Origin of the sequence: Rhizobium sp. RAF36 (assembly GCF_052114105.1) — a bacterium.
Lineage (GTDB): Bacteria > Pseudomonadota > Alphaproteobacteria > Rhizobiales > Rhizobiaceae > Rhizobium.
Map to the genome: position 1 here is coordinate 719,430 of NZ_JBFREC010000002.1, position 26,024 is coordinate 745,453.

The following is a 26,024-nucleotide window of genomic DNA, read 5'->3' on the forward strand; positions in this document are numbered from 1 at the left end:
TTGCCAGTATTTTCAGCTTCGGCCGAACAGTCGCTCAATGTCCGAGAGTTTCAGCTCGATATAGGTCGGCCGGCCGTGATTGCACTGGCCGGAGCCCGGCGTCACTTCCATCTGCCTCAGCAGCGCATTCATCTCCTCCGGCCGCATGCGCCGGCCGGAGCGCACCGAGCCGTGGCAGGCCATGGTGGCGGCGACATATTCGAGCTTCTGCGACAGGCCCGAGGCCGTGTCCCATTCGGCAATCTCGTCGGCCAGCTGGCGAACCAGCCCCTGTGCGTCGACCTCGCCGAGCAGTGCCGGGGTCTCGCGAACCGCGATCGCCCCCGGCCCGAAACGCTCGATCGCCAGGCCAAGTTCGCCGAGCCCTTCGGCATGCACCATCAGCCGGTCGCAATCCTCTTCCGGCAGGTCGATGATTTCAGGGATCAAGAGCACCTGCGACGCCAGCCGTTTCGAATGCAGCGCCTTGCGCATCGCCTCGAAGACCAGCCGCTCGTGCGCGGCATGCTGATCGACGATGACGAGACCATCTTCGGTCTGGGCGACGATATAGTTCTCGTGGATCTGGGCCCGGGCAGCACCCAGCGGGAAGCGCTGCGGCGCTTCCTCGCGCGGCGCAGCCACCGGCTGCTGCCAGCTCTGCGGCTGCGGCTCGGAACGCGCCGTCGGCGTCACCAGCCCGTCGAAGGAGGCCTGGGGCCGTTCGGCAAAGCCTGTATTGGCAGCCTGATAGGGGCGGGAAGGAGAGGTGTCCGCCGACCAGGGCGCCTGCGCCTGCGGCCGCTGATAGGCATTCGGCTGGAAGCCCGGGCGGAACGAGCGCAGCATGCCGTCGGCCCCTGTCGTCGCCGCCCGGCTGCCGTCGCGGGCGAGCGCCTCGCGCACTGCGCCGATGATCAGGCCGCGGATCAGTCCGGGATCGCGGAAGCGCACATCGGATTTTGCGGGATGCACGTTGACATCGACAAGTGCCGGATCGAGCCTGAAGGAGAGCACGGCCACTGGATAACGGCCGGACGGGATGGTCTCGGCATAGGCGCCGCGGATCGCCGACAGGATCAGCTTGTCCTGCACCGGCCGCCCGTTGACGAAGGCATATTGGTGGCCGGAATTGCCGCGGTTGAAGGTGGGCACACCGGCAAAGCCCGTCAGGCTCACATCCTCGCGCTCGGCGTCAATCTCGATGGCGTTGTCGCGGAAATCCTTGCCGAGGATCTGCGCCATGCGCGCCAGATGGTCATCGCCTGTGGCGGGCAGTTCCAGCGTGCTGCGGTCGGTGCCCGAGAGAACGAAGCGCACGCCCGGAAAGGCGATCGCCATGCGCTTGACGACTTCGGTGATCGCCGCTGCTTCGGCCTTTTCGGTCTTCAGGAATTTCAGCCGCGCCGGTGTGGCGAAGAACAGGTCGCGGACCTCGACGATCGTCCCGGGGTTCGAGGCGGAAGGCCTCAGATGCAGGAACTTGCCGCCGGAAACCGCGATCTCGCTGCCGCCGGCGCTGTCCTTGCGGCGGCTGGAGATGCTGAGCTTGGCGACCGAACCGATCGAAGGCAGGGCTTCGCCGCGGAAGCCGAGCGTGCGGATATCGTCGAGCGTATCCGAAATCTTCGACGTGCAGTGCCGTTTGACCGCAAGTTCGAGATCGGCGGCATCCATGCCGGAGCCATTGTCGCTGACGCGAAGCAGGCCCTTGCCGCCGCCTGAGGTTGCGATTTCGATGCGGGTCGCGCCGGCGTCGAGCGCGTTCTCGATCAATTCCTTGGCCGCACTCGCCGGGCGTTCGATGACTTCGCCGGCGGCGATCTGGTTGATGAGCGTTTCGGAGAGCTGTCTGATGGCCATGCGCCATTTTCGTGGATTCGGCCGCCCGATGGAAGGGCAAAAAGCGCTCGTCCGGAGCCGCGCTTCCGACCCCCATATTTGGGGTGGCTTAATGTTAAGCCGCCGTTAGGAGAAAGCTGGCATTTTAATCGCATACCACCAAATAGCGCTATTAAATCGGATAGATGTGGGATTTTAGGGCATGAGTGCCGGCTTCGAAAAGACGGACGCATCATCCGTGAGCGACGAATTGCCGGTCGAACCCGATCTCCAGGCATCACTTTTCGATGCCGTCTCCGATGGCCTCTCTGCCGCACTCATCGTCTATGACAAGAACGATCAGATGATTTTCGCCAGCCGCCAGGTTCTCGACTTCTTCCCGATCGCGCCTTCGATGCTGAAAGCCGGTACCCGGCTGCGCGATTTTCTCGGCGCCGTCTTCGACACAGGCGTGCGCCAGCAATATTCCGCCAAACAACCGGGCGGTGTGCTCGGGCGCGAAGACTGGCTGTCGCAGAAGATTGCCTCGCATTGGCGCGAACGTTTCGAAATCATCGAGCGCCATGGTCCCGATCGCTGGATCCGTTTGATCAAGCGCCGGCTGCCGAGCGGTTACTGCGTCTCGATGATCTCCAACATTTCCGAGGAGCGCAAGCGTGAGGAACAGTGGCGGGCCGATCTGGAGCGTGTGCAGCTGACCGAGGATATCCTCGACAATCTGCCGTTCCCGCTGTTCGTCAAGGACCGCAATCTCAATTACGTCGCCGTCAACGTCGCCTTCTGCGAGAAATTCCAGACCACACCCGACGAGGTGCTTGGGCGCAAGAGCGGCGACCTGTTCTCCGCCGAGATCGCCAGCCGCTTCGAGGAGAGCGATCGCCATGTGCTGGAGACCGGCGAGATGTCGATCTCCCGCCAGCGCCAGGTTTCGCGCGACGGTTCGGAACGCGATATCGTTAGCCGCAAGCACCGCATCGGCAAGCCGGGCCGCTACTTCCTGGTTTCGACCATGCAGGATCTGCCGCGCGATGGCGCCGATCTCGACGAGTTCGACCGCGCCACTTCGGTCACCACCTCCAGCCACCAGTCCTATCGCCGGGCCTATGTGCCGCTGAACGGCGAGGCGACGCGGCGCGAGCCGGCCGCCATGGAAGCAATCGTTCCGGAGAATTTTTCCGGCCGCAAGATTCTCGTCGTCACCGGCGATCTCGCCGCCGAGACCGCAGCATTGCGCACCCTTGCCAAATACGGCTTCGAAGCCTGCGCCATCCGCGGCGAGGATGAGGAGGAGCATTTCCTGGAGATCGCTGCGTCTGCCGGAATCGATCTCGATCTGATCATCATCGACAACCAGATGGGCATGCGCTGCCTGGAGCTCGCAAACCAGCACGGCATTCCGGCGCTGATCATGGACGGCTTCCAGCTTGCCAACGAGCTTACCTTCCAGGTTGCCCGTCATTTCAACCGCAACAATCGCGCGGTCAGCGAGCCCGAAGCCGACTGGGAAATCTCCACTTCCGCAGATGGCGACGGCCTGCAGGTTCTGGTCGCGGAAGACAACGACATCAACCAGATCGTCTTCTCGCAAATCCTCGAAGGCCTAGGCTACCGCTACATGATCGCCTCTAGCGGCGACGAGGCTGTCCGGCTGTGGACAGAGCATAAGCCGCAGATCGTACTGATGGATATCTCACTACCAGGTCTCAACGGTTTCGAGGCCGCGCGCATGATCCGCGGCATCGAAGAGGGCGGCATGGACAAGACCCCGATCATCGGCGTCCTGACCCAGGCATTCGAGCGCGACCGCGCCGAATGCGCCAAGGCCGGCATGGACGATGTCATCATGAAGCCGGTCAGCCCGGATATACTGGAGACGATCTTCCAGAAACACTTGCAGCCCGAGCAGGTACGGGCTCTCGGCTGAACGAAAAGCTTGGTCAACTCCCTAGATTTTGGGGCGTCTGCAACCCGAAACATCGCCTTTCCACTATCGGTTTATTAAGACTTGGCCGCCATTCTCCCCGGAGGGAGTGAATTTCTCAGGTCAAATGATGAAGCCGGCGGACTTACCCTTTTTGCCCGTGAGCCAGAACGAGCTCCAGGCCATGGCTTACACCGATCCGTTGACCGGACTTGGTAATCGCCACCGCATGCGCGATCGGGTGACGCAGATCTCCGCCGAGCGCGCCAGTGATCCTGCGCCCTTTACCATCGGCATCGCCAATCTCGATTCCTTCAAGCCGATCAACGATCTGTTCGGTTCGGCCGCGGGCGACGAAATTCTGTGCCAGGTGGCTCACCGCCTGAAAGCCTGCATTCCTGACGGCGCACTTGTGACTCGTCACGACGGCGACGAGTTCGCCTTCGTGCTGCCGCTGATTTTCGAACGCGCCAGTGCCGAAAAATTCGGCCAGATGATCCGCGAAGTGCTGTCGGCACCCTACGATCTCGGCGACCGTAACGTACGCTTGTCCGCGTCCTTCGGCTTTGCCATCTATCCGTTTGCCGGCGAGGAATTTGACGAGCTGCTGAAGAGCGCCGAAACCGCGCTCTACCGCTCCAAGCGCCGCGGCCGCAGCCAGATCACCGTCTATTCGCGCGAGATCGCGCAGGAAATGAAGCGTGCCACGCAGCTGGAGCAGGCGCTTCGAAACGCCATCATCTCCGATGCGATCGACGTGCATTTCCAGCCGATCGTATCGCTTGCCAACAATCAGGTCGTCGGCTTCGAAGCGCTTGCCCGCTGGAACGATCCGGATCTCGGTTTCGTCTCGCCGGGTGTCTTCGTGCCGCTCGCCGAAGAGCGCGGCTTTATCGACGCGCTCTCTGAAACGTTGCTGCGCAAGGCTGCAGAGGCAGCGCTCTCCTGGCCGCGCGAGCTTTTCCTCTCGTTCAATCTTTCGTCGGCGCAGCTGATGGATCCGGGCACCAGCGCCAATGTGCTATCGATCCTTGGCCGCGTCGGTTTCGATCCCCATCGCCTGGAGCTCGAGATTACCGAAACGGCGGTCATGAGTTCGGCCGACACTGCCCACCGCATCATCTCCGATCTGCGTCAGGCAGGCGTTCGCGTCTCGCTCGACGATTTCGGTACCGGCCAGTCCAGCCTCGGGCGCCTGCGCGACTTCATCTTCGACAAGGTCAAGATCGACCGCGCCTTCGTCTCGCGCATCAACAACGACCGCGCCTCCGAGCATATCATCAAGGCGATCCTGACCATGTGCGAAGGCCTGGACCTCGAGGTTGTCGCCGAAGGCATCGAAGACTATTCGGAAGCCGTCAAGCTCCGTGCCCTCGGCTGCGGGATGGGGCAGGGCTATCATTTCGGCAAACCGGCCGACAGCATCGCGACGCTGCGCTACCTGCACGAAAACTACGATTCCGCCGGCGCCGAACGCGTCTCCGCCTGATCCTCATAAAAATAGCGGCGCCCCTGAGGACGCCGCCATCTACGCTATACTCACCGCGCGGTGTTACTTGGCCGTGGTCGAGCCGGTTGCCGTGCTATCCGTCGGCATTGTACCCGTTGCGGCCGGAGCCTTCTCGGCTGCCTGCATCTGCAGGGTCTTGAATTCCGGCGCGGCCTTCAGGCTATCGGCCGTTTCCGTGGTCGTCAGCTTGACGCTGCCGTCCTGGGTGTTCTGTGCCACGGTGATCTTATCCATCGGCACGGCGACGTTCTTCTGACCGATACCAAGGAAGCCGCCGACCCCGACGACAGCAGCAACGAGGCCTCCATCCTTCTTCATGATCAGGTCGGTGACGTTACCGATGCTCTCGTTCTGACCGGTATAAACCGACTGGCCGATATAGGTGTTGGCGCTGATCTGGTCTGCACCCTGTTCGGTCAGATAGGTGCCGCCAGCGGCCTGTGCCGTGTCAGTCGATGCAGCCGGAGCGGGCGCCTGTGCAGCATCACCAGCCGGTGCCGTCACTTCGGGCATCTTCGGTGCGGTGGCATCCGCCGGGGCGGACTGGGTCGCATCGGGGGCCGCAGGCTGCGGAGCCGTCTGCGAGAAAGCTGCCGGTGCGAAAGCCGTGGCAAACAGGGCGCCAGCAGCAACGGTCGTCAGGAGTTTGCGTGTCATTTCGTACCTACCTTTTTTATTCCCTAGTGTGATCTCTAGCGCGGCGGACGCCTCGTTTTCTGGTGTCCATGCCGTGCCGGTTCGAAGGGGAAAATGGGTGGGCAGGTTATTGGTTCCGCTGAAAAACTTGGAAAAACTCGCGATTTTTCGGGAACTTTTATCGCAAAGGCTGCAGATTTCCTGTCGCGCAACGAGAAAAGGGGCACTCCGCAAAGAATGCCCCTGTCATCAATTTTGACCCGTTTCAGACCACGAAGGCCGGGTCGAAGACGCCCCTGACGGTGACGCCGAGTTCGAGAAGCGCACCGGCCTGCGGCTGCGAGGAGCGGGCCGTCTCGTCGAGACCTTCCCATGCGGTCGTTACCGCCAGGCGGTCGGCATCCTTGCCGATGAAGGCCGGGCAGGAGGGCTGGGCGGCGGGCACCTTGTAGCGGGCGATCCGCAATCCGTCCGGGCTGTAGCGGTCAACGACACCGGCACCCCAGCGCGCATTCCAGATATAGCCGTCGGCATCGCAGACCGAACCGTCGATACCGCCCGGATCCTCCATGCTGTCGACCATGACGATCGGCTCGCCTGCGGGCAGGCCGGTCTGCGGATCGACCATCACCCGCATCAGCCGGCTGATCCGCGTGTCGGTATAATAGCCGATCGTGCCATCGGGCGAGAAGCAGATGGAGTTCGGAATGCTGATGCCGCTGAAGATCTTGGTGACGACGCCGCCCTTGGCGACGTGGTAGATCGAGCCCGCCTGGTTTTCCGCCCGCTTGCTCATCGTGCCGATCCACAGCGCGCCGGATTGATGCGTGCGGCCGTCGTTGGAACGGTTTTCCGGCTGGTCGTTTTCGAGCGCCGCGTAGAAGGTCAGCTTGCCGTCGGCGACATCGCGGACGAACAGGCCCTCTTCGGTCGCCAGGAGCTGCCGCTTGTCGTCGATACGGGCAAGCACGCTTGCCATGAACGGCAGCTCGTGAACCTTCTTCTTGCCGCTTGCAAGCGTCAGCTCATGCAGTTCCTTGCCGAGAATGTTGAACCACCACACGGTATCGGTGGACGGATCATAGGTCGGGCCTTCACCGAGTACGGAATTGGTGTCGCAAAGTGTTTTGCCTTCAAATTCATGAATAGCGGTCATAATGCCTATGCTCCTACGGCTGCGTCATAGGCTAAAATGGTCGCCTTGGCGCGCTCGGCAACCTCTGCAACGGTCATTCCCGGCTTGTAGATGCTGGTGCCGAGACCGAAGGCCTTGATCCCGGCATTGGTGTATTCGGCAAAATTCTTGTCTGAGACGCCGCCGACAGCCGCTATGACGAGTTCCGGCGGCAGGATGGCGCGGATCGCCGTGATGCCGGACGGCCCGAGCACGCTTGCCGGGAAGAACTTGAGACCGGTGGCGCCGGCGCGCGCTGCCGAAAGCGCTTCCGTCGGCGTGAAGACGCCGGGCATGGAAACCATGCCGTAGCCGTGCGCGCGGATGATCACGTCAGGCTCGACATTCGGCGTCACCAGCAGCTTCCCGCCGGCATTGTGCAGGCTATCGACGGCCTCGGTCGTCAGCACAGTGCCGGCGCCGATCAGCACCTCCGATGGTGCCATCTTGGCGGCGATCTCGATCGACTTGAAGGGTTCCGGCGAGTTCAGCGGGATCTCGATGGCCGTCAGGCCGTTTTCGATCAGCGCGCCGACGACGCCTGCCGTCTCCTCGGGCTTGATGCCGCGCAGGATGGCGATCAGTGGGCGCTTCATGGAGGGGAAAGGAACACGGTTCATGGCTTTAGCTTTCTTATTTTGACCAGATGGCGGCAGCAGCTGCGGAGAGGCCGCGAAGCACTGCCGTATCGGCATCTATCGTCGTGAATTTAAGAGACAGGGATTTGAAGGCGGTTTCGTAAAGCGTCTGCAGGCGGCCTGAAGCGACGAGCGCGATCGGCGTATCGTTGGCGGCATCCGACAGCGCTCCGGCAATCTCGAGACCGATCAGCGTGCCTGAGATCTTCGCCTGCGCGCCGCCAGCCGTCAGTCCATGTAGCAGCTGGCCGGAGCGGGCGGTGAACAGCAGGTTGGTCGCCATCGCCGGCTGGTGGAACGCAGCCGTCACCGATGCCTTGAAGGCCGAGTTGTCTGATGGAGACTGGTCGGCGCCGGCAACGGCATGCGAGAGGATCGTGTGCTTGGTGATCGCGTCGAAGAGTTCGCCGGTCATGAAGGTCGAGAAGCCGATGACTTCGCCGTCCTGCACATGCACCCATTTGGAATGCGTGCCGGGCATGCAGACCGCCTGCGCGCCGGTGCTTTCTGCGCCGAGCGCTCCCAGCAGCTGGGTTTCCTCACCGCGGATCACGTCAGGCGAGGCCTTGTCGCGCTGCGCGAGGCCCGGAAGGATGCGGATATCACGGCTCTGGCCGGGAACGGAGACCGCACCCGTCAGGATCGAGGAAAGCGTTGCCGGAACGTCGGTATAACCGGCCTCGACCCAGCCCTGCTTGGCCCCGACCATGCCGCAGGCGATGACAGGGAGATCGGCCGGTGCCGAGACCTTGTCGAGATGCGCGGCCAGCACTTCGGCAAAGCCGGTCTTTGCCGCCACCGTCATGCCCTCGCTGCCACGGCTTTCGCCGAGCACGCTGCCATCGTCGGCGATCAGCCAGAGCCGGAAACTGCTCGTACCCCAGTCAACCGCGACGTAAGCGGGATTTGCCATCAGAAAATGCCTCCATCGACAATCATGGACTGCGCGGTCACTGCGGCCGCGCAATCGGATGCTAAGAATAATGTGGGGCCGACGATCGCGTCGGCGTTCAGCACCCTTTTCAGGCACTGCCGCTCGACGGTCTTGGCGATCCCCTCTTCGGTGAGCCAGAGCTTCATCTGCCGCTCGGTGACGATCATGCCGGGCAGGATGCAGTTGACGCGGATATTGTCAGGCCCGAGCTTTCCCGCCAGGCTCTTGGTCAACCCGATGACGGCGGCCTTGGCCGTGGAATAGGCCGGAAAGTCCGGCATGTTCAAAAGGAAGGCGATCGACGACATGTTGATGATCGCCCCGCCGCCGGCTTCCCGCATCGACGGCGCCACGGCCTGCGCGGTGAAGAACACATGGCGCAGGTTGGTCGCCTGGTTGTTGTCCCAGTATTCCGGCGTCACCGCATCGAAATCATGCCGGTCGTCGCGGGCGGCGTTGTTGACAAGAACCGTGATCGGACCGGACTGAGCGACAACTGCATCGACTGTCTGCCTGACAGCCTCGATATCGCGCAGATCCGCCTTGAAGAAATGAACCGGGTGCTCGCTGTCCCGTGACAGCCGCATCGAAAGCGCGGGGCTCTCGTCCTCGGCGATGTCGATGAAGGAGACCTTGGCGCCCTGACGCGCGAAACCCTCGACGATGGCCGCGCCGATGCCCGATCCGCCGCCGGTCACCAGAACCGTCCGATCCCTGAATTCCGGAAACCGTGCCGATACACCCGTCACCGCATTCCTCCCATAGTTCCATTATTTGGAACTCAATTTGACTATGTGGAATTATCGTTTTACGTTGGCCTCTCTGTCAAGACCGCAGGCGGTCACAACGGTAGGCGATCGATGGTTCCGCGAAAAGGCACAGAAGGCGAAAACGACACCGGAACGCTCGGCAAACTCATGGTTCTGCTCGATCTGGTGACCCATGCCGAAAGGCCACTGCGCTTCACGGACATATTGGCGCAGGCCGGCCAGCCGCGCGGCACATTGCATCGCCAACTCGGGCATCTGGTGGAGGAGGGACTGCTGGAGCTCGATGGCGAGGGCCGCTACTCGCCGGGACTACGCCTGCTCGATCTTGCCGCCCGCAGCTGGGCGAAGAACGAATTCCGCCTGATCGCCGAGCCGCATCTGCGCGCCTTGCAGGCGATGAGCGGCGAGACCGTCCATCTCGGCGTTCTCCGCGGCACCTCGATCATCTATCTCGACAAGGTCGAGGGCCAGCAATCCGTCCGCATGTATTCGCAGATCGGCAACGCCTCGCCGGTCTATTGCACCGGCGTCGGCAAGGCGGCTCTGTCCGTCCTGCCGGAAGCATCAGTCGCCGCGCTCGCCGCCGTGATCCCGTTTCAGCGCTTCACCGAGAACACCCTGGCTTCCACAGAAAGCCTGCTTGCCGAACTCGCCGACATCCGCAAGGTGGGTTGCGCTTTCGACCGGGAAGAACACGAGCAGGGTATCCGCTGCGTCGCCGCGCCGATCTGGACGCCCGATCGCAGTCTGGTCGGCGGCGTCTCGATCACCGGCCCCGCCTACCGGCTGACGATGGAGCGGCTGACGGAATGGGCAGAGCCCGTGCGCGAGGCAGCCGGAAGCATCATGGAAGGCATGCGCGTCAGGCTTGGTCCACGCCGGTAACGCGGGCGTGATGGTTTCATCGGGTGGACGCAAAAGAAGAGCATGCTTATGATGAGGACCATATTGAGATTTGCCGGCGAATCACACCAACTGCGATAGTTCGTCAAATAGTTACAAGTTTCGACCGGCCGCGCATTTTAAGGCCGGGAACCATATTTTTCTTTTTAGGTTTAGCAATTTAGCAGCGCAGTTGATCTGAACCGCAAGCTCGGGAAGATGAAGAAGTAGATGGCTTTGTCACAAGCGTCCGATCAGACGGACGGGTATGTCCAGGAGATAGCGGGTCTGAAGACCCAGTTCGATATCTTCCGCTTCATGAAGCGGGTAACGGACGCCTTCGGCAGCCGTGCCTTCATGGTTCTCAACCTGCCGCCGATCACGTCCTTCGAACTGCAGAGCACCACCGTCATCACCAGCTGGCCGGCAGAACTCCTGTCGCTCTACGATCAGGAAGGGCTGATGATGAACAGCCCTGTGCTGCGCCGGTTACGCACCTCGTCCATACCGTTCTTCCACGACACGTCAAAAGGCTGGGTGCGCGACGACGGCAAGTCGGCGATGGTCGCCGGGCTGTTCGAGCGCTTCCGGATGGTGCGTTGCGCCTATTTCCCGACGCATGAGCCTTCGGGCCTGCGCGGCGCGGTTTCCTTCGCTGGCGATCGCGAGCCCTATACGCCGGAGGAGATGCGCAATCTCTCCTATATCGCCATCCATGTCTTCGACCGGCTGGCCGAGATCCGCAATCTCGACAACCGCCTGACCGATACGCTGACGGACCGCGAGGTCGATTGCCTCAATTGGACCGCTGCCGGCAAGACCAGCGCCGAAATCGCCGATATCCTCGGTCTCTCCGAGCATACGGTGAACCACTATCTGAACCGGGCGACGAAGAAGCTGGATACCGTCAACCGCACGCAGGCGGTCGCCAAGGCGCTGCGCATCGGCCTGATCAAATAGCCTGCCGAAAAAAACGTCACGGCGCTTCAAAGATGGGCAGCGCGATCAGCCGCTGTCCTTTTCGCGGGCATCGCCCCAATCGGCCCGCCGCGCCCATTTGAAAGCGGCCCCATCTCTTTTCGATAATGTCTGTTCCGCTGCACGTCCGTCGTCCTGACAGAGTTTCAGTCTGATGACGCTGCCGGAGCCCTGTGGCGGGGCAATCACCCGCGCGTCGGGCAGCGCGACGGGGAAGCGGCTGGCGGCGATGAAGATGTATTTCTCATCCTCCCACGGCACCTCCGCATCCTTCACCAGCCGGTGGATCTTCGAGCGCGAAACGCGCCGGGAGAAGTGGCACCAGTCCGGTGCTGCGATCGGACAGTCGAGGGCGTGGGTGCAGGGCGCAACGATATGGGCGCCCTTCGAAAGCAGAACGTCGCGGGCCGCCAGGATCCTGTCCCAACCGGCCGGCGTGCCGGGCTCGATGATAACCAGCGTGTCGCCGGTCAAGGCCCAGAGTTTGCCGATCGATGGAGCGATCTGGTGCGGCTCGATCTCGTCGAGAACATAGGCAAGCGTGACGAGATCGGCAGGCAGCAGTGAGGGCAACTCCTTGAGAAGATTGCCATCCACCCAGTTCGACGGGAAATCGAGCCCCTCCGAAAGGCTCTGTCCCGTTTGCCGGATCGCGGCGCTGGCTTCCACCATCGTCGCCTGATCGAGGCTTGGCCAGCAATCGGTCGCCGCCCACAATGCCGAGCCCGGACCGGCGCCGACGTCGATGAACTGGCGGGGTTCGAAGTCGGGGCGGACTTCGGCGATCATCTCCATGGCGGCGCGTATCGCCGCGTAGGTGGCGGGCAGCCGTGCCGCGAGGTAGGCATGGGCCGCCAGCTGGTCGCTGATATGAAAGCTGCCATCACGCAGCTCCTGCCGATAGCGGCTGGAAAGGCGTGCCGAGGCACGCTTCAGCGCATCTAGCGGCTGACCCTCCAGCATCGCTTCCACCCGTTCACGCAAGATCTTCGGCAGTTCCATCGTCGTCGCCCATTCTGGTCACCCACGTCATACAGCCGGGCTCGCGCAATGCCAAGCGCAGCACTTGGCATGCACCTTGCTTCTTATCTGGCAGAGGTCCAGAGGGGACTTTGAAAAGAGCGCCAAGAATGGCGCCGTTTCGGCCAGCCGCCGCCCACGATTGTAGATGCGTTTCTCTTGCATCCGGTCGCTGGCGGCGGTTGTTGCTTTTATGTGACGGCGCCTTCGCCATCGTGCCCACCCCCCAATTATTAGTGTGATTTTGTCTCTGGTCATTTTTGGCCATTGCGCTAGGTCGGTCTGATCGCGCCGGTTCTCGGGGAGACCGTTGCGGCCATCGAGGCGAAAGCCTGGCGGACCAGATGGCCGCAACGGAATTCGATCGCGCGTTTTCCGTTCCTCATTGCCGATTTCGTTTGGCGAAGGCGCAGCCCTCCACTATCTACGTGTCTGCAAAGATACGCGTGAGGAATGCATGACTGAGGTCACCAAGGAACAGGTTCTTGAAACGCTGAAGACCGTGCGCGGTCCCGATCTCGAACACAATATTGTCGAGCTCGGCATGGTGTCCGACGTCTTCATTTCCGATGCCAAGGTCTATTTCTCCATCACCGTGCCTGCCGAACGGGCAAGGGAACTCGAGCCGCTGCGCCAGGCCGCCGAGCGCGTCATCAAGGAAATGCCGGGCGTCAAGGGCGCGCTGGTCACGCTGACCGCCGACAAGAAGGCCGCCTCGCAAACCGCGCCCGCCGCCCGTCCGGCCGCATCCCATGCCGGCCACGATCACCATGGCCATTCTCATTCACACGCCCCGCAGCCGCAGCAGCGCAACGGCAAAATCGGCGTGCCCGGCATCGGCGCGATCATCGCCGTCGCCTCCGGCAAGGGCGGCGTCGGCAAGTCGACCACCGCAGTCAATCTGGCGCTCGGTCTTCTGGCCAACGGCCTCAAGGTCGGCATCCTCGATGCCGATATCTACGGCCCGTCGATGCCGCGCCTCCTGAAGATCTCCGGCCGTCCGACGCAGATCGACGGCCGCATCATCAACCCGATGGAAAATTACGGCCTCAAGGTCATGTCGATGGGCTTTCTTGTCGATGAGGAAACCGCGATGATCTGGCGCGGCCCGATGGTGCAGTCGGCGCTGATGCAGATGCTGCGTGAAGTCGCATGGGGCGAACTCGACGTTCTCGTCGTCGATATGCCGCCCGGCACCGGCGACGCGCAGCTGACCATGGCCCAGCAGGTGCCGCTCGCCGGCGCCGTCATCGTCTCGACGCCGCAGGATCTGGCGCTGATCGATGCCCGCAAGGGTCTCAACATGTTCAAGAAGGTCGAAGTCCCGGTTCTCGGCATCGTCGAGAACATGAGCTATTTCATCGCTCCCGATACCGGCACCCGCTACGATATCTTCGGCCATGGCGGCGCTCGCAAGGAAGCCGAACGCATCGGCGTGCCGTTCCTCGGCGAAGTGCCGCTGACGATCAACATCCGCGAAACGTCGGATGCCGGAACGCCGCTGGTGGCTTCCGAGCCGAACGGCATCGTCGCCGGGATCTATAAGGACATCGCTGCCAAGGTCTGGGCGGAGGTCGGCGGACAGCCGCAGCGTCCGGCGCCTGCAATTGTCTTCGAATAGCACAGACGGCGGATTCGGGCGGCCGCCGCATACCCCAAATTGCGGGGGAAATGTGATGAAAACGCGCAGTTCACGTAACACGTCTTGATTATTTCGCCGCTTTCCGTCATATGCCCCGCCGTCGCCATGAGGGCGGTTTCTGCAGATGCTCGATGACGGCCGCCTTTGCCCCAGGGTTCCCGGCCAGCCTGCATGTTCGGAGTTGACTTGTCGGTTGAAGGATTGGTGACTGCGATGCGGTTGAGCACAATGCGCACCCGGCAAACGGCCGGACGCAGCCGGAGTTGTATGAACTTTTATCCGTTTCCGTTAGTCTCCAGGGCTTGCAGCCTCAGCGCTGCCTTCTTGGCAGCCGCGTGATGGAAGGGCGTTCGATGATGGCGATGATGGCATGGCGCGAGCGCGGCTGGAGACAGGCCCGTTGATCACCGCCTATTGCTCCAATTGCAAGTCCGTCGAGATTCGTGATCTGTCGAAGATGGACGAGTTTCCGGATGACGTCGTGTGGATCGATCTGATCGAGCCGACGCGCGAGGAGGAGCTCTATGTCGAGAAAGTGATCGGCATCGAAGTGCCGACCCGCGACGACCTCAAGGACATCGAACCCTCGGCACGCCTCTACACCGAAGGCGACGCCGTATTCATGACCGCGTCGCTGGTCTGGCAGGCCGAAACCGCATCTCCGACGCTGACGGATGTTGCCTTCATTCTGTCGGGCAACCGGCTGATCACCATCCGCTACGCCCATCCGAAATCCTTCAAGCTGTTCATCGCGGCGCTTCATCGCGTGCCGGAACAGTGGCGCAATGGCGCAGCCCTGCTCGCCAAGCTGCTCGAAACGATCGTTGACCGCACCGCCGAGATCCTCGAACTGTCCGTTGCCCGCATCGACATTCTTTCGACCCATGTCTTCGGCGAACGCGCCAAGAAGGTGCGCAAGCCGTCGAACTATCTGGAAGAAAAGCTGCGCGACATCGCTGCCCACCACCGGCTGGTCTCCAAGGTGCGCGATAGCCTCGCATCGCTCTCCCGGCTTTCAAGCTTCTTTTATACGGTGCCTGCCGTTCAGCACGATCAGAACACCAAGGAACTCTGCCGCACGGTGTCGCGCGATATCCAGTCGCTCAACGAACATGCCTCGTTCATCGCCGGCAACATCACCTTCCTGCTCGATGCTTCGCTCGGCCTGATCAACATCGAGCAGAACTCGATCATCAAGATCTTCTCGATCGCATCCGTGGTCTTCTTGCCGCCGACCCTCGTCGCATCCATTTATGGTATGAACTTCGAATTCATGCCGGAACTGCACTTGGCCGCGGGTTATCCCTATTCGCTGGGCCTGATGGTCGTATCCGCCATCATTCCGTTTTTCTTTTTCCGATGGAAAGGCTGGCTCTGAGGAGCCTGTTGTAACTTCATGTCCGACGAAAGCCATTCGCACGATCGCCACATGACGCCGCGCAAACTCTTTTATCTTGCGCTCGGCTCAGTTGGCGTCGTCTATGGAGACATCGGTACCAGCCCGCTTTACGCATTCCGCGAAGCGCTGAAGCCGGTTGCCCAGGACGGTCTCACCCGTTTCGAAGTCATCAGCCTGATTTCGCTGATGATCTGGGCGCTGACCATTATCGTCACCCTCAAATACGTGCTGCTTTTGCTGCGTGCCGACAACGAAGGCGAAGGCGGCACGCTGTCGCTGCTCGCCTTGCTGATGAAAACGGCGAATGGCCATACGGCGATCCTCGTCGCGCTCGGACTCACTGGCGCCGCGCTTTTTCTCGGCGACGCGATGATCACCCCGGCGCTGTCGGTTCTGTCGGCGGTCGAAGGTATCAAGCTCGTGGCGCCGAATGCCTCGCCCTATATCGTACCGATCTCGGTGGCGATCCTTGTCGGGCTGTTCGCATTCCAATCGCGCGGCACCGGCACGATGGCCCGCTTCTTCGGGCCGATCACCGCGATCTGGTTCATCGTCATGGCGCTGGTCGGCATCTCGCACATCTCGGATGACTACGGCATCCTTGCCGCCTTCAACCCATACTATGCCGTCAGTTTCCTGCTGAATGAAGGCTTCTACGGCATCGTCGTGCTGGGCGCCGTGTTCCTGACGATCACCGGTGCGGAAGCGCTTTACGCCGACCTCGGCCATTTCGGCCGCCGTCCGATCCAATGGGCCTGGTTCGCACTGGTCTTCCCGTCGCTGACGCTGAACTATCTCGGGCAGGGCGCTCTCGTTCTCGGCAATCCGCTGGCGATGTCGGATCCCTTCTACCTGATGTTCCCGAAATGGGCGCTGCCGTTCGGCGTCGTTCTGGCCACCTGCGCCACCATCATCGCCAGCCAGGCCGTCATCACCGGTGCCTTCTCGCTGGTCCGTCAGGCGATCAACCTCGGCTTCCTGCCGCGAATGGAAATCCTCTTCACCTCGGAAACCAATACCGGGCAGATCTTCCTGCCGTCGGTCAACGCCGTCCTCTTCCTCGGCGTCATGTTCCTGGTCATCACCTTCAAGACCTCGGATGCGCTGGCAACGGCCTATGGTATCTCGGTCACCGGCGCGATGGTCGTGACCTCGATCATGGCTTTCGAATTCGTTCGCACCCGCTGGAACTGGTCGATCCCGGTGGCGGCGATGGTTCTGCTGCCGCTGCTTGCGCTCGAGCTGATCTTCCTCGGCGCCAATCTGCTGAAGATCCACGACGGTGGCTATATCCCGATCCTGATCGCCACCGCCTTCATCGTCATCATGTGGACCTGGCGCCGTGGCACCGCGATCCTCACCGAAAAGACCCGCCACACGGATATTCCGCTGGCCTCCTTCGTCAGCTCGATCGAGCGCAAGAGCGATCACTCGCCGGCCCATGTTCCGGGCACCGCGATCTTCCTGACCAGCGATCCGGAATCGGCGCCCGCGGCATTGCTCCACAATCTGAAGCACAATCACGTTCTGCACGACAAGAACGTCATCCTGACGATCCGTACCGTCAACAAGCCGCGCGTTCCGAGCATCGACCGCTACAAGGTCGAGCCGATTTCCGAGCGCTTCTCGCGCGTCGAGCTGCAGTTCGGCTTCATGGAAACCCAGAACGTCTCGCAGGCGCTGGCGACGCTGCGAAAGACCGGGCTGAAGTTCGACATCATGTCGACCTCCTTCTATCTCGGCCGCCGCAAGCTGGTGCCGGATGCGAAGTCGGGCATGCCTTACTGGCAGGACCGCCTCTACATTGCGCTCGCCAATGCTGCGGCCAATCCATCCGACTATTTCCGCCTGCCGGCCAACCGCGTGGTCGAGCTCGGATCGCACGTCATCATCTGACCTCGCGCCAGATCGCAATTCAGGGAACCCGGCCTTCGCGCCGGGTTCTTGCGTTTCGCTATATGAAAAAATGCTCACGGATAGATTCCGGGACGGCGAATTAACCAAGCATCAAGGTTAATGAGAGATTTTCAATGCAGTGTTCATGCGTCCCGTGTTCCGGAGTCTGGCGTTGCGTCGACAGAGCGTTTTCAGCAGCAAGCTGCGTTATCTGCCCAAAAACTGGATCTCACCCGCGATCTTCGGTATCTGCGGGTGGCTCGCGTTCCCCAGCATCGTTTCGCATGCGGATCTAGCCGCGATGCTCGCCGGTCTCGATGAGAGCCGCGAGAACTGGCGCATGGTGATGACCAATTCGCCGGCCGGCTCCATCCATCAGGCGGAGTTGACCTTCGCCGATCCGATCGTCACCGGCACGGTCGCAGCCGGCGCCGGCATGGTTCTGCCCGATGGCCGCAAGGTCGCCTTCGTCGCCGAAGGGAAGGGGCATGAGGACACCACCGATGAAGAACGCGTCAACCGCAGCCTGAAGAAGGGCCGCGTCGTCGCTGTGGAGAAGATGCAGCCGCCGAAGGACTTCACCGCCGGCTCCATCCTCCAGCGCACCAAGCTGCTGTTCGAACCCAGCTTCAATCTCAAGGACAAGTCGGCTTTCGTGAAGCCGAAGATCAAGGGCAAGGAAATCGAGATAGCCACCGCCTTCTATAAGAAGGAGCCGGTCAAGCCGGAAACCGTGGTGCCGACCTTCCTCGCCGACCTCGTCAACAACAACAAGCCGGATGTGCTGGCAACCGCCTATGCGCCGGCCGCCCCGGACTATTCGCGTCAGTCGCCCTTCGATTCGATCCTCACCGACAAGAGCGCCAATGACGGCCGCTTCGTTCCGCAGATCGGTGCCAAAGATCATGCCTGGGCCGCCAGCATTCTTCCGCCGACAGTGTTTTCGGCCGCCGAGCAGCAGTGCCTGGCTTCCGGCATCTATTTCGAAGCGCGCGGCGAATCGGTGAAGGGGCAGGCGGCCGTAGCCCAGGTCATCCTCAACCGCGTCCGCAATCCGGCCTATCCGAAAACCATATGCGGCGTCGTCTATCAGAACGAAGACTGGCGCAACCGCTGCCAGTTCTCCTTTGCCTGCGACAACATCAGGGACCGCGTGAACTCGCAATATCACTGGCGCATGGCCCGCGAAGTGGCGATGGCGGTGACAGCGGGCAAGATCTGGCTGCCGCAGGTTGGCTCCGCCACCCACTACCACGCCGTCTATGTCCGTCCGAAATGGGCAAAGACCATGGAGAAGGTCGGCCGTATCGGTCTGCACGTCTTCTACCGCACCTATGGCGGCGGCTGGAGCTGACCGGAAGCTGCCTAAGCTGTGGATTCTCTGCAGCTTGCAGCGCCTATAAAGCGGATTCTCCCGCTCGAATTTTGCCAGGCCGCCTAAATTGAGATCAAGTATTTGATCTCACTCGATTATTTTATGTCTGAGCGCAGGCGCCCTATGCCTTGACTATACCAATCCCTAAAACTATGTTGCGCGCGACTTCAGAACGGGCCGAAAGGTTCTATATTCCATGTCTCTGACGTCCACAGGACCGGGGTAGCGGGATTGGGGATAGAGGCATAGGAGGAGGAACCATGTCGGATGACCGGGAAGAAAGTCTGGACAGGCGCCGCGCGCAGCTGGGAGCAGAGCTCAAGGCAAAGCGCGTAGAGGCGAGAGACGAACAGGCGAGCGAGGCCCGCGCCGAGGAAAGCCGTAAAGGCTATGCCCAGGCGATGAAGCTTTCGAGCGAATTCATCTCCGCCATCATCGTTGGCGCCCTGCTTGGCTATCTCCTCGACCGTTTTGTCGGCACGGCGCCTTGGGGGTTGATTATTCTTCTGCTTCTCGGATTCTGTGCTGGTGTTCTGAACGTTCTCCGTGCCGCGGGCAAGGTTGCAAAACCCGAGCCTGGAAACGGAAACGGCAGCAAATAGGGCAGGGCGCGCCAGCGCTTCGCTTATTGTGATGATCCCGCGCCCGCGGGCCAAAGAAGAGAGAACAAGCGGTGTCTAACGATCCGACTCATCAGTTCCTGATCCAGAAGATTGTGCCGATCGATGTCGGCGGGATTGATTTCTCGTTCACCAATGCCTCGCTCTTTATGGTGGCTTCGGCAGCCGTTGCCGCCGGCTTCCTGTATTTCTCGACGTCGAACCGCGCCATCGTTCCCGGCCGCTCGCAGTCCGTCGCGGAAATGTCCTATGAATTCATCGCTTCGATGCTGAAGGAAGGCGCCGGAACCAAGGGGATGAAGTTCTTCCCGCTGGTCTTCTCGCTCTTCATGTTCGTGCTGACGGCAAACCTGCTCGGCATGTTCCCTTACTTCTTTACCATCACCAGCCAGATCATCGTCACCTTCGCGCTGGCGCTTCTCGTCATCGGCACGGTCCTGGTCTACGGCTTCTATAAGCACGGCTTTGGCTTCCTGAATGTCTTCGTGCCTCAAGGCGTCCCCGGCATTCTTCTGCCGCTGGTCGTGACGATCGAAATCATCTCGTTCCTGTCGCGTCCGATTTCGCTCTCGGTTCGTCTCTTCGCCAACATGCTCGCTGGTCATATCACGCTCAAGGTGTTCGCAGGCTTCGTCGCCTCGCTCGGAGCCCTTGGTGCACTCGGTATCGGCGGTGCCATTCTTCCTCTCATCATGACCGTCGCCCTGACCGGTCTCGAGTTCCTCGTCGCCTTCCTCCAGGCTTACGTCTTCGCGGTACTGACTTGCATGTACCTCAACGACGCGATCCATCCCGGCGGGCACTAAGGATAACGACATCGACGTCAAAGGGCGTCAGTCATTCGCCGCAACAACCATCTCAAGGAGTTCAACATGGAAGCGGAAGCAGCAAAGTTCATCGGTGCAGGCCTGGCTTGCTTTGGTATGGCCGGCACAGCTCTCGGCCTCGGCAACATCTTCGGCAGCTACCTGTCCGGCGCTCTGCGCAACCCGTCTGCCGCTGACAGCCAGTTCGGCCGTCTGGTTTTCGGCTTCGCCGTTACGGAAGCTCTGGGCATCTTCTCGCTGCTCGTCGCTCTCCTCCTGCTCTTCGCCGTTTAATTTCGGTGGATTGAAGGATCACGGCCTGCAGACCGCAAGCCGTGATCCTTTGCATTTGCAGTACACCTGGAGGTGAGCATGTTTTTTGTGACCCCGGCCTATGCTGAAGAAGCTCCGGCGGGAACGGCAGAAACGGGTGCAGCCACCGGTACGGATCCGCACGCCGCTCCGGCTGCTGGCGAGGTCCATACCGAAACCGGCGTTGCCGGTGGCGAGCATCATGGCGGCGTTTTCCCGCCGTTCGATACGTCGACCTACGCATCCCAGCTGCTTTGGCTGGTGATTACGTTCGCTATTTTCTTCGTGCTCATGCAAAAGGTCATCGCACCGCGCATCGGCGGCATCCTCGAGCAGCGCCATAACCGGCTTGCGCAGGATCTGGACGAGGCAGCACGCCTCAAGTCCGAAGCCGACGCAGCGGTCGCAACCTATGAAGGCGAACTCGCCGCAGCCCGCTCCAAGGCCAATCAGATCGGCACCGCCGCTCGCGATGCCGCCAAGCTCAAGGCTGAAGCCGACCGCCGCGCTGTCGAAGCAAGCCTTGCCGAAAAGCTGAAGGCTGCCGAAGGCCGCATCGCCGATATCAAGGCGAAGGCGTTCGCAGACGTCGGCACGATCGCTGAGGAAACGGCTGTCGCCGTCGTTCAGCAGCTGATCGGTGGCACCGCTGCCAAGGCTGACGTTGCAGCGGCTGTCGCAGCCGCCAAGAAGGAGGGTTGATCGATGGAATTTGCTCTTGATGCAACTTTCTTCGCCTTTGTCGGCCTCGTTCTCTTCATCCTGCTGGTCGTCTACCTGAAGGTTCCGGGCATGATGGCAAAGTCGCTCGACGACCGCGCCGATCAGATCCGCAACGAACTGGCGGAAGCCAAGCGTCTGCGCGAAGAGGCCCAGCACTTGCTGGCCGAATACCAGCGCAAGCGCAAGGAAGCCGAAGCCGAAGCTGCGAACATCGTCGCGGCCGCCGAACGCGAAGCAGAGATGCTGACCGCTGAAGCCAAGAAGAAGACCGAAGAGTTCGTTGCCAACCGCACCGCGCTTTCCGAGCAGAAGATCAAGCAGGCAGAAGTCGAAGCGATGAAGGCTGTCCGTTCAGCCGCCGTCGATCTCGCCATCTCCGCTGCCGAGACCGTGCTGGCCCAGAAGGCCGAAGGCAAGGTCCAGGCCGATCTCTTCAAGACCGCCGTCGGCGAAGTGAAGACTCGCCTGAACTAAGGTTTGGTGTGTTTACGGATTGAAAAGCCCCGCCTCGTGCGGGGCTTTTTGTTTTTTGGGCGTTGGTGGGGCGGTGATTGCCGCGAAATGGTGGACAACTGTGCCCGTAGCCCCCTCATCCGGCCCTTCGGGCCACCTTCTCCCCGAGGGGCGAAGGGACGGGAGCCGAAGCGTCAACTTCCCCTCTCCCCTCGGGGAGAGGGTAGGGTGAGGGGGCGGGCCAGTTCGCTGATGGAATCGAACCTTGGTAGCTACGCCGAGCGTTGAACTTGGGTTGATCTGCGGAAGCGAAGTTCAACGGGTGACATAAAGTCAGCCCGCACCGCACCCTCAATCCCCAAGCATCTCCTGCGTCACCGCAAGCTCCGCCCCATCCTTCCTGAGCGGCCTAAACGTCATCCGGTGCAGCGAACACGGGCCGTGCTGCTCTATCCCCGCCCGGTGCTGGGCCGTGCCGTAGCCGGCATGGGCGGCAAAGCCGTAGTCGGGGAAGACGAGGTGGGCGCGGGTCATCATCCGGTCGCGGGTGACCTTGGCGACGATCGAGGCTGCAGCGATCGAGACGGAGCGCGCGTCACCCTTGACCACCGCCTGTCCGGGACAGTCGAGCCCCTGGGGCACGTCGAGGCCATCGGTCAGCACATAGGCGGCCGGAAGGGAAAGGCCGCAGATTGCCCGGCGCATCGCGTCGAGACTCGCCTTGCGGATATCGGTACCGTCGATGCGGGTGGCGCTGGATGAGGCGATCGAGACCGTTGCCGTCGCCAGGATTTGCACGAACAGCTCTTCGCGCTTGGCCGCCGAGAGCTGCTTGGAATCGTTCAGCCCCTCGGGAATGCGTTTGGGATCGAGAATGACGGCGGCAGCCACCACCGGACCAGCCAGCGGCCCGCGCCCGGCTTCGTCGGCACCGGCAACCGGCCAGTGACCGGCCTTGCGGGCCTTCAGTTCCAGCTTGAAATCCGGAGTGAGCGGCGCGTCTTCAAAAAGCAGAGGAGAATCGGGTGGCGTGCGACGTTTCATGCGGCTGAACCTCGCACGCCAACCCGATTTCCTGCAAGCCCCCGGAACAGGGCGGCGGGCCGGGGGCTAGGACCGCGAAGGGGCAGGGGACCCATTCGCGGCGTGCAACAGACCAGGGCGGCGGTCTCCTGCGGGTAATTCCTCAGCAGGCATCGTCTGCCTGCCGTTCGAAACGGACGCGCCGTTTCTCCTCGCGCCCGTGCCAGCGGGCGGGAAGTCTCAGAGCAGCGACAGCTGCACGCCGCTGCCATCGGGCGGCACGAAGAGATCGTCGCGCAGCGGCATGCTGCGCCTGACCATGCCGAGCCGCTTGGTGGCCATCTCGAAGCGCCGGGCGATCTGCCAGGCATAGGGGCCGGCACCCTTCATCCGCTTGCCGAAATCGGCGTCGTAATCCTTGCCGCCGCGCATTGAGCGCACCAGCGACATGACGTGCCGGTAGCGATCCGGATAATGCTGCAGCAGCCAGTCGCGAAACAGCGGCGAGACCTCCAGCGGCAGCCGCAGGATGACATAGCCCGCCTCGCGCGCACCGGCAGCATGCGCTGCATCGAGAATGCGTTCGATCTCGTGGTCGTTCAGCGCCGGGATCACAGGCGCCGCCATGACAGACGTCGGGATACCGGCTTCGCTCAGAGCATGGATCGCTTCCAGCCGCCGCGGCGGTGTCGAGGCGCGGGGCTCCATGGTCCGCGCCAGCTTGCGGTCGAGCGTCGTCACCGACAGCGAGGCGCGCACCAGACCGCGTTCCGCCATGCTCTTCAAGATATCGATATCGCGCATGATCATCGCCGACTTGGTGACGATCGAGACGGGATGATTAGCCTTGTCGAGCACTTCGAGGATCTGCCGCATGATGCGCCATTCCTTTTCGATCGGCTGATAGGGATCGGTATTGGTGCCGATCGCGATCACCCGCGGCTTGTAACCGGGCTTTGCAAGTTCGCGCTCCAGAAGCTTGGCGGCATCCGGCTTGGCAAAGAGCTTGGCTTCGAAGTCAAGCCCCGCCGAAAGCCCCATATAGGCGTGGCTCGGCCGGGCGAAGCAATAGATGCAGCCATGCTCGCAGCCGCGATAGGGGTTGATCGACCGGTCGAAGGGAATGTCGGGCGACTCGTTGCGGGTGATCGCCGTGCGTGGCTTTTCGATCTGCACTTCGGTTTTGAAGGGCGGCAGTTCTTCCAGCGTCTGCCAGCCGTCGTCGAAGGCCTCGCGGCTCTGCGGCTCGAACCGTCCGCCGGGATTGAGCCCGGCGCCGCGTCCGCGGCGGCGTTCGGCATCCACGCGCAGGCCAGACTGGGCGATCAGCGCTTCGGCAATATCTGCCGTGTTGGCAGGCGCGAATGCGGCCTGCCCTGCAAGGGACTGTTCGTTCATCGGATTCTCCCGCAGCGGAGGCGTTGCCTTCGCCCGTTCTTGATGATTAAATTCCTAATCAGAAAATGAGAACAATGCAAGAACAAAATGAGGAAAGTCGCGCTGGCAAAGTTTTGTGCGGCGCATTATAAATGGGCAATGTTGACAGTTGTTCTCGAGTGCCAGGATCAGGAACCGGAGCTGGCGCAGACGTTATCGGTCCTGGTCGCAGGCGCGGTCGAAGGCCTCGTTAGCGATGTCGTGGTGCTCGACCATGGCTCGCGCGACGGTACCTCGCGGGTGGCGGACGCGGCCGGTTGCCGCTTTCATTCTGAGTGGGATATCAATGACATATTGCGCTCGGCGCGTGGCGAATGGCTGCTCTTCGTCGAGCCCGGCGCACGCCCGCAGGTGGGCTGGATCGACGAGATCGCCGAATATGTGGCGCTGAACAGATTGCCCGCCCGCTTCACCGCCTCGCGTGCCTATCGCCGTCCGCTGCTGCAGCGTCTCGGCCGCTCGGTGCCGCCGCTGGAGCTTGCCTATCTTGTCCCCAAGAACCAGGCGATCGCCTCGGCAAAGAGCGGCATGCGGCTGTCGGAATTCCCCAAGGGCCAGAAGCTCAGGCAGCTTTCCAGTGAATTGATTCCTTCCTGGGTGGCGCGCGCCGCTCGCTAGAATCAGCCGCGGCGCTTCAGATGCTCGTCAAGCCGCGGCATGATCTCCACGAAATTGCAGGGCATGTGCCGGTAGTCGAGCTGCGCCTTCAATATCCCGTCCCAGGCATCCTTGCAGGCGCCGGGAGAGCCCGGCAGCACGAAGATGAAGGTGGCATTGGCAACGCCCGCGGTCGCCCTCGACTGGATCGTCGAGGTGCCGATCTTGTCGTAGGAGATGCGGTGGAAGACTTCCGAGAAACCGTCCATGCGCTTCTCGAACAGCGGCTCCAGCGCCTCGGGCGTCACGTCGCGGCCGGTAAAGCCGGTACCGCCGGTGGTGATGACCACGTCGATCCCATCCGTCTTCGTCCACGCCTTCACGCGCGCGGCGATCGCCTGTTTGTCATCCTGCACGATGGCGCGGTCGATGAGCTTGTGGCCAGCCTCGGCGATGCGGGCGGCGAGCGTATCGCCCGACTTGTCGTTCTCTAGGCTGCGGGTATCCGAGACGGTCAGCACGGCGATGCCGACGGGGATGAACGGGCGGTTTTCGTCTATGCCAGGCATGTCACTCTCCCGCGGCTGTTTCCGTTGCCTGGAAATACCAGTCCGGCCGCAGCCTGTTAAGCTGCTGGGCCGCCGTCTCTGCCGCCTGAAAGGACGGGAAGATGCCAAAGCAGGTGGCACCCGACCCCGACATCCGCACGAGCCCTGCGCCGCTCTCCGCAAGCAGCGCGGAGATCTCGGCGATTTCAGGCGTCAGGCTGCGTGCCGGCGGCTCCAGATCGTTGCGGTTGGCGGCAATCGCCGCCATCCAGTCTCCGGCCGCAAGATCGAGCGGCCGATTGTTCTTCTCGGTCAGCAGCCGGAAGATCTGAGGCGTCGAGACGGCCTTCAGCGGATTGGCCAATACCAGGAACAGCCTGGGGAGGGCGACGCGCTCGATCTCCTCGCCGATGCCACGGGCAATCAGCGGTCGGCTTTCCAGGCACATCGGCACATCGGCACCAAGCTGAAGGGCGAGCGCCGAAAGGATATCGGGTGGCACGCGCACATTCCAGAAGCGCTGCAAGCCGCGCAGTGCCGCAGCCGCATCCGCAGAGCCGCCGCCGATCCCCGAGGCGATAGGCAGGTTCTTCTCGAGATGGATGGAAACCGCAGGCGCGTGGCCACCCTGGGCGAAAGCCGCCTGGCGCAGGAGGTCGCGCGCCCTCAGTACCAAATTGCTGCCCGGCTCGCCGCCGATGTCAGCGGCAAAGCGGCCGCCCAAGGTAAAGCCGTCTCTATCGGCAGAAGTAAAGCTCAGCCGGTCGCCATGCGCCGTGAAGGTCACCAGCATGTCGAGCAGATGGTAACCATCGTCTCTCTGGCCCGTCACATGCAGGGCCAGATTGATTTTCGCAGGCGCGTCTTCAGTCACCGTGAAACGGCGGCTCTCCGCATCCGGCATGCGCT

25 protein-coding genes are annotated in these 26,024 nt (G+C 62.0%); 14 read left to right on the top strand and 11 right to left on the bottom strand.

Going from position 1 to position 26,024, the window contains the following annotated elements:
• Positions 1–12: 12 nt before the first annotated feature.
• Positions 13–1,842, bottom strand: coding sequence for a DNA mismatch repair endonuclease MutL (gene mutL, locus AB4Z25_RS09490; RefSeq protein WP_112538110.1), 1,830 nt, complete (start codon positions 1,840–1,842; stop codon positions 13–15).
• Between the two features lie 181 nt (positions 1,843–2,023).
• Here mutL and AB4Z25_RS09495 point away from each other — a divergent pair, with 181 nt between their 5' ends.
• On the top strand, positions 2,024–3,745 hold the full coding sequence (locus AB4Z25_RS09495; protein ID WP_112390562.1) for a response regulator: 1,722 nt from the start codon (positions 2,024–2,026) through the stop codon (positions 3,743–3,745).
• Positions 3,746–3,869: 124 nt separating this feature from the next.
• Positions 3,870–5,231, top strand: coding sequence for a putative bifunctional diguanylate cyclase/phosphodiesterase (locus tag AB4Z25_RS09500; RefSeq protein ID WP_112390561.1), 1,362 nt, complete (start codon positions 3,870–3,872; stop codon positions 5,229–5,231).
• Positions 5,232–5,294: 63 nt separating this feature from the next.
• On the opposite strand, the gene AB4Z25_RS09505 is transcribed toward AB4Z25_RS09500, so the two are convergent.
• From AB4Z25_RS09505 to AB4Z25_RS09525, 5 genes are all read right to left on the bottom strand, one after another.
• Entirely contained in the window at positions 5,295–5,909 is a 615-nt protein-coding gene (locus AB4Z25_RS09505) for a PRC-barrel domain-containing protein (RefSeq protein WP_112390560.1), read from the bottom strand.
• Positions 5,910–6,153: 244 nt separating this feature from the next.
• Entirely contained in the window at positions 6,154–7,044 is an 891-nt protein-coding gene (locus AB4Z25_RS09510) for an SMP-30/gluconolactonase/LRE family protein (protein WP_112538109.1), read from the bottom strand.
• A 5-nt stretch (positions 7,045–7,049) separates the two neighbouring features.
• Positions 7,050–7,682 (bottom strand): 2-dehydro-3-deoxy-6-phosphogalactonate aldolase, encoded by a 633-nt coding sequence (locus tag AB4Z25_RS09515; RefSeq protein ID WP_112538108.1) that lies wholly within the window; start codon positions 7,680–7,682, stop codon positions 7,050–7,052.
• A 13-nt stretch (positions 7,683–7,695) separates the two neighbouring features.
• The gene (locus AB4Z25_RS09520) at positions 7,696–8,613 is read right to left on the bottom strand and encodes a 2-dehydro-3-deoxygalactonokinase (protein WP_112538107.1); all 918 of its coding nucleotides are present in this window, start codon (positions 8,611–8,613) and stop codon (positions 7,696–7,698) included.
• The gene (locus tag AB4Z25_RS09525) at positions 8,613–9,383 is read right to left on the bottom strand and encodes an SDR family oxidoreductase (RefSeq protein WP_112538106.1); all 771 of its coding nucleotides are present in this window, start codon (positions 9,381–9,383) and stop codon (positions 8,613–8,615) included. The genes AB4Z25_RS09520 and AB4Z25_RS09525 overlap by 1 nt, the downstream gene beginning before the upstream one ends.
• 111 nt (positions 9,384–9,494) lie before the next feature.
• Here AB4Z25_RS09525 and AB4Z25_RS09530 point away from each other — a divergent pair, with 111 nt between their 5' ends.
• Positions 9,495–10,289, top strand: coding sequence for an IclR family transcriptional regulator (locus AB4Z25_RS09530; protein WP_112538105.1), 795 nt, complete (start codon positions 9,495–9,497; stop codon positions 10,287–10,289).
• Between the two features lie 228 nt (positions 10,290–10,517).
• Entirely contained in the window at positions 10,518–11,246 is a 729-nt protein-coding gene (locus tag AB4Z25_RS09535; protein ID WP_112390554.1) for a helix-turn-helix transcriptional regulator, read from the top strand.
• Positions 11,247–11,291: 45 nt separating this feature from the next.
• On the opposite strand, the gene AB4Z25_RS09540 is transcribed toward AB4Z25_RS09535, so the two are convergent.
• Positions 11,292–12,266: a small ribosomal subunit Rsm22 family protein gene (locus AB4Z25_RS09540; protein WP_112538104.1), complete on the bottom strand. Its 975-nt coding sequence runs from the start codon at positions 12,264–12,266 to the stop codon at positions 11,292–11,294.
• 475 nt (positions 12,267–12,741) lie between these two features.
• Between AB4Z25_RS09540 and apbC the strand changes: the two genes are divergently transcribed.
• The 9 genes from apbC to AB4Z25_RS09585 all read left to right on the top strand — a co-directional run bounded on the left by apbC (position 12,742) and on the right by AB4Z25_RS09585 (position 21,531).
• The gene (gene apbC / locus AB4Z25_RS09545; protein ID WP_112538103.1) at positions 12,742–13,905 is read left to right on the top strand and encodes an iron-sulfur cluster carrier protein ApbC; all 1,164 of its coding nucleotides are present in this window, start codon (positions 12,742–12,744) and stop codon (positions 13,903–13,905) included.
• A gap of 421 nt (positions 13,906–14,326) precedes the next feature.
• Positions 14,327–15,304 (top strand): magnesium transporter CorA family protein, encoded by a 978-nt coding sequence (locus AB4Z25_RS09550; protein ID WP_112538102.1) that lies wholly within the window; start codon positions 14,327–14,329, stop codon positions 15,302–15,304.
• A gap of 18 nt (positions 15,305–15,322) precedes the next feature.
• Entirely contained in the window at positions 15,323–17,221 is a 1,899-nt protein-coding gene (locus AB4Z25_RS09555; RefSeq protein ID WP_112538101.1) for a potassium transporter Kup, read from the top strand.
• Positions 17,222–17,393: 172 nt separating this feature from the next.
• Positions 17,394–18,575 carry a cell wall hydrolase gene (locus AB4Z25_RS09560; RefSeq protein WP_442207946.1) on the top strand — a complete coding sequence of 394 codons (1,182 nt, stop codon included), beginning with the start codon at positions 17,394–17,396 and terminating at the stop codon, positions 18,573–18,575.
• 281 nt (positions 18,576–18,856) lie between these two features.
• The gene (locus tag AB4Z25_RS09565; RefSeq protein WP_112538099.1) at positions 18,857–19,198 is read left to right on the top strand and encodes an AtpZ/AtpI family protein; all 342 of its coding nucleotides are present in this window, start codon (positions 18,857–18,859) and stop codon (positions 19,196–19,198) included.
• Positions 19,199–19,269: 71 nt separating this feature from the next.
• Entirely contained in the window at positions 19,270–20,022 is a 753-nt protein-coding gene (locus tag AB4Z25_RS09570; protein ID WP_112538098.1) for a F0F1 ATP synthase subunit A, read from the top strand.
• Positions 20,023–20,088: 66 nt separating this feature from the next.
• Complete coding sequence (locus tag AB4Z25_RS09575; RefSeq protein WP_003588243.1) at positions 20,089–20,316, top strand: F0F1 ATP synthase subunit C; 228 nt, start codon at positions 20,089–20,091, stop codon at positions 20,314–20,316.
• A gap of 78 nt (positions 20,317–20,394) precedes the next feature.
• Positions 20,395–21,036, top strand: a complete 642-nt coding sequence (locus tag AB4Z25_RS09580) for a F0F1 ATP synthase subunit B (protein WP_112538097.1) — start codon at positions 20,395–20,397, stop codon at positions 21,034–21,036.
• Between the two features lie 3 nt (positions 21,037–21,039).
• Entirely contained in the window at positions 21,040–21,531 is a 492-nt protein-coding gene (locus tag AB4Z25_RS09585; RefSeq protein ID WP_112390545.1) for a F0F1 ATP synthase subunit B, read from the top strand.
• A gap of 330 nt (positions 21,532–21,861) precedes the next feature.
• On the opposite strand, the gene AB4Z25_RS09590 is transcribed toward AB4Z25_RS09585, so the two are convergent.
• Both AB4Z25_RS09590 and AB4Z25_RS09595 read right to left on the bottom strand, forming a co-directional pair.
• Positions 21,862–22,554: a ribonuclease HII gene (locus AB4Z25_RS09590; protein ID WP_112538096.1), complete on the bottom strand. Its 693-nt coding sequence runs from the start codon at positions 22,552–22,554 to the stop codon at positions 21,862–21,864.
• 219 nt (positions 22,555–22,773) lie between these two features.
• A complete protein-coding gene (locus AB4Z25_RS09595) occupies positions 22,774–23,931 on the bottom strand; it encodes a PA0069 family radical SAM protein (protein WP_112538095.1) in 1,158 nt (385 codons plus the stop codon).
• A gap of 138 nt (positions 23,932–24,069) precedes the next feature.
• On the opposite strand from AB4Z25_RS09595, the gene AB4Z25_RS09600 reads away from it, so the two are divergent.
• Entirely contained in the window at positions 24,070–24,588 is a 519-nt protein-coding gene (locus tag AB4Z25_RS09600) for a glycosyl transferase (RefSeq protein WP_112538094.1), read from the top strand.
• A 2-nt stretch (positions 24,589–24,590) separates the two neighbouring features.
• Here the strand turns inward: AB4Z25_RS09600 and moaB are convergent, their stop codons facing one another.
• Together moaB and AB4Z25_RS09610 are read right to left on the bottom strand one after the other, a co-directional pair.
• Positions 24,591–25,136 carry a molybdenum cofactor biosynthesis protein B gene (gene moaB / locus AB4Z25_RS09605; protein ID WP_112538093.1) on the bottom strand — a complete coding sequence of 182 codons (546 nt, stop codon included), beginning with the start codon at positions 25,134–25,136 and terminating at the stop codon, positions 24,591–24,593.
• Between the two features lies 1 nt (position 25,137).
• Positions 25,138–26,019 carry a 4-(cytidine 5'-diphospho)-2-C-methyl-D-erythritol kinase gene (locus AB4Z25_RS09610; protein WP_112538092.1) on the bottom strand — a complete coding sequence of 294 codons (882 nt, stop codon included), beginning with the start codon at positions 26,017–26,019 and terminating at the stop codon, positions 25,138–25,140.
• Positions 26,020–26,024 lie beyond the last annotated feature (5 nt).